A 3,777-nucleotide genomic window follows, 5' to 3' on the forward strand; every position below is an offset into this window, starting at 1 on the left:
GTCCATTTCCGGCGGTCGCGTCGATTTGCCGTAACCACGCAGATCGACCAGGTACACGTCGTAGCCATGCCGCGCCATGTAGTCCATCCATGACAGGCCGTTCAGCTTCAGATCGAATGTGGCCTCGGAGGGGTATGTCGCGCCGTGAACATACAGCAGGATCTTCTCGGCGGGAAATCGCTTCTCGCCCTGAGGATGCTTGTTGCGCACATAGAGGCTGATGCCGGGGTCCTGCGCCGGCACCATGAATTCTTCCATGGCCAGTTGCGGCGTATTCGCGGCGATGGCGCCTGCGCTAGCAACAAACAACAGCGTAGCGGCGGCGGCCGTCCGCATCATCGTCCTGATATCAATTCTCATGGYCCATCCCTTTCAGAACCGGCATTTTTTAAGATATCAAGACAATATTAGCTGGCTTTTGGTTTTCGTCAACCCGGCGGTAATGCCTGTTATAAGGCGCGCCGTTGGTCATAATCCATCAGCATGTTGATCACTTGCCGATTGACTCGATAGCTGCCCTCGTTTCTACTTGTGGAATCGCCAGAAAAGAGGATGGCCCATGGGATTGAGGAAGTTGATGCTTGCTGCATTCGTTGCGCTGTGCTGCACGCAAGGTCATGCGCAGACTTACAGTAATCCCATTCTTTATGCTGACTATTCGGACCCCGACGTGATCCGCGTCGGGAGCGACTACTTCATGGTCGCCTCCAGCTTCCATTTTTCGCCGGGCATTCCCATCCTGACTTCGCGCGATCTGGTGCATTGGAAGATTCTTGGCCATGTGCTGCCCAAGCTGCCCTTCCATCCGGCCTATGACATGGTGCCGCCTTACACGCTGACGGACAGTATCTCGAAGCCGGTCGGCGATGGTATGCGCTACGCGGGCGGCGTGTGGGCGCCGTCGATACGCTTCCATGACGGCCGCTTCTATGTTTACTGGGCCACGCCGAACGAAGGCATTTTCATGAGCAGCGCCGCCGACCCGGCGGGCAAATGGTCCGAGCCGGTTGCCGTGCTGGCGGGGCCAGGTTACGAAGATCCTTGCCCTTTCTGGGACGACGACGGCAGAGCCTATCTGGTGCATTCCAGGGTCGGCGCGGGGCCTGGCATCCTGCACGCCATGAGCCCTGATGGCAAAACGGTGTACGACGCGGGCAAAACCATCGTCGACGACAAAGTCAACCTGCCGGTGTTCGAAGGCCCCAAGGTCTACAAGCGCAATGGCTACTACTACATCTTCGCGCCGATYGGCGGSGTCGAGACMGGMCCGCARGCCGTGCTGCGCTCGCGGCATATCGACGGACCTTACGAATCGCGCGCCGTGCTGAAGCCCACGGCCACCATCAAAGGCCCGCACCAGGGCGGCTACATTGAAACGCCGACGGGACAAGGCTGGTTCATCCACTTCAACAGTACCGGCGCCTTTGGCCGCATTACTTATCTTGAACCGGTGGTCTGGCAAGACGACTGGCCCATCATCGGCGAAAGGAGCGACAAGGCCGAGCTCTCTGGTACGCCGGTCAGCAGCTACGCGCTGCCGCAAACCGGCGTCGCCTACCAGCTACAAGACAGCGATGAGTTCTCGGCGTCTACTCTGGGCCTGCAATGGTCATGGAATCACAATCCTGACGATGCGCGCTGGAGTCTGACGCAGCGCCCAGGCTATATGCGCATTGAGGCCAACAAGGCCCGCTATCTGGTCGGCGCGCGCAATACGCTGACGCAGATTCTGCAAGGCCCRCAGTCGGAGATCGCCACGCGCATCGAACTGGCAGGACTGGCGGAGCAGCAGCGCGCAGGGCTGACGCTGTTTGGTGTGAAAGTACCGTGGATTGGCATCGTGCGCGAGAATGGCGTCAATTACCTGAGCTATTCGAATTCCGGCGAGGAGCTGCGCGGGCCGCGAATCGATGCGCCGGCCGTGATCCTGCGTGCGGTGGTGAAGCAGGATCAGACCGTGCAATTCTCATACGCCCTGCAGGACCAGGCGCCGTTCAAAGAGTTCGGTCCTGTCACGCAGTTGGCGCGCTTCTCGTGGTGGAAAGGCAGCCGACCTGCCGTGTTCACCTACATCAAATCGGACAGCGACGAAGCCAGGTCAGCGCGCGCCCCAAACCGGATCGACCGCAACTACATCGACATCGACTGGTTCAGGGTCACGAACGCTCACTGACGCAGGACTTCAGCGTCGACGCCAGCCAGCACCTCCGGCCGCGCGTCAGCGCCGGACACGCTGAAGCGCACGCGCTGCAAGCGCAGCTGGCGAATGTGCCGCGCCCACAGGCCGTAAGCAGGCATCACCTTGGAAAACATATGCGGATCGGGATACTCGGCATGCGCTTCCGGCACCGCGGCCTGGTCCACGGCCGGTGCATTGGCAGCGGCCATGCCGAGCGACACATCGCGCAACAGCACATGCTCGATCGCCCTCTCCGGAATGCCGCTGAAGAAGGAGCCGCGCATGCCATTGTTGTCGCCCGTGATGCGGTCGTACACGATGTAGCGCAGCACGCCCGGACCGGGACGTTGCTGCTCCGGCCGCACGCGTCCGCGATCGCCCAGCCGCAGGAATAGCGGGCTTTCGGCGCGGACGATGTGCGCATCGTGCACCAGCACGCGCTCCAGCGTGCCGCCGTCCACGATCTCCCACGAGATGCCGCCGTCCGCCTTGCGCCGGTTCATGGCACGCATGGCATCGGACGGCCCGCCCACCGTCACATTCCGCACCAGCACATTGCGGAAGTCGCCCTGCGAGTCCGTACCGAACTTCAGCGCATTGCAGGTGCTGTAGAACTCACAGTTTTCGACCAGGATGTCTTCCGCCAGCCGCTGGCCAGCGCCCTTGAAGCACATGGCGTCGTCCTCGGCGTTGATAAAGCTGTTGCGCACGATGACGCGGCGGCAGCTGTCGATATCCAGGCCATCGTTATTGTGATTGGCCTGGTTATCGACGCGGATGCCGTCAACAATCAGGTCTTCGCAGTTCAGGTAGTTCTGCATCCAGCAGGGGGAATCCTTGAGATGGATGCCGCGCACCACCACCTGTCGGCAATCGATCACGCGGATCAGGAAGGGACGTCCTGGCGTTGAACCGGCCGTTTCCTCGCCGGGGAAATTGTCCTTGGTGCCGCGTCCATCGATCATGCCCTTGCCGCAGATGCCGATACGTTCACAGCCCTCGGCAAAAATGAGCGACTGATTCATGCCCATATTGCTGTCCATGACCGTCGGCCGCTTCGCCACGTGCTCCGGAAAATCGTGCAGGTCGGTACTCGCCAGCAGCCGCGCGCCTTCGGCCACTTCCAGCATCACGCCGGAACGCAGCACCAGCGTGCCGCTGACGTAATCACCCTTCGCCAGACGCACCGTGCCGCCGCCCGCCGTGGCACAGGCTTCAATCGCACGCTGGATCGACGTCGTCGTGGCAGCGGGCGCTGCGCCGGATGCCAGGCCGTGATCTTCCGGCAGGAATACGCGGTTCGGCACTTTCCATGGTTTGAGCGTTTGCGTGAGATGCGCGGCCATCTTGTCCAGATCGCGCCGCAGCTGGTCTGCCCAGTCCGGGGCCGCGGCAGCCGCCGCAGCGGCTCCTACGGTCCATGGACTGAGCAAGCCCGCTGCCAGCGCGAAGGTGAGTTGCCGTCGTTGTTGGCCAGTTTTGATCACAGTTTGACGTCCAGGCTGAAGAACAGATTGCGGCCCAGCGGGTCATAGGTCGCGGGGATGCTGTTGTTTGCGGGGAGCTGCGTGGAGCCCAGCACTGGCGGGTCCTTATCC

The 3,777-nt window shown here is 61.6% G+C and carries 3 protein-coding genes; 1 reads left to right on the plus strand and 2 read right to left on the minus strand.

Going from position 1 to position 3,777, the window contains the following annotated elements:
* A partial coding sequence (locus AB4Z11_RS26285; RefSeq protein ID WP_442028789.1) for an alpha/beta hydrolase occupies positions 1-360 on the minus strand: 360 nt, incomplete at its 3' end.
* Between the two features lie 217 nt (positions 361-577).
* Between AB4Z11_RS26285 and AB4Z11_RS26290 the strand changes: the two genes are divergently transcribed.
* Positions 578-2,173 carry a glycoside hydrolase family 43 protein gene (locus tag AB4Z11_RS26290; RefSeq protein ID WP_442028790.1) on the plus strand — a complete coding sequence of 532 codons (1,596 nt, stop codon included), beginning with the start codon at positions 578-580 and terminating at the stop codon, positions 2,171-2,173.
* Here AB4Z11_RS26290 and AB4Z11_RS26295 read toward each other — a convergent pair.
* The gene (locus AB4Z11_RS26295) at positions 2,167-3,666 is read right to left on the minus strand and encodes a glycoside hydrolase family 28 protein (protein ID WP_442028791.1); all 1,500 of its coding nucleotides are present in this window, start codon (positions 3,664-3,666) and stop codon (positions 2,167-2,169) included. The genes AB4Z11_RS26290 and AB4Z11_RS26295 overlap by 7 nt on opposite strands.
* Positions 3,667-3,777: the final 111 nt, after the last annotated feature.

Source organism: Pseudoduganella sp. RAF53_2, assembly GCF_052113985.1.
GTDB lineage: Bacteria > Pseudomonadota > Gammaproteobacteria > Burkholderiales > Burkholderiaceae_D > Rugamonas.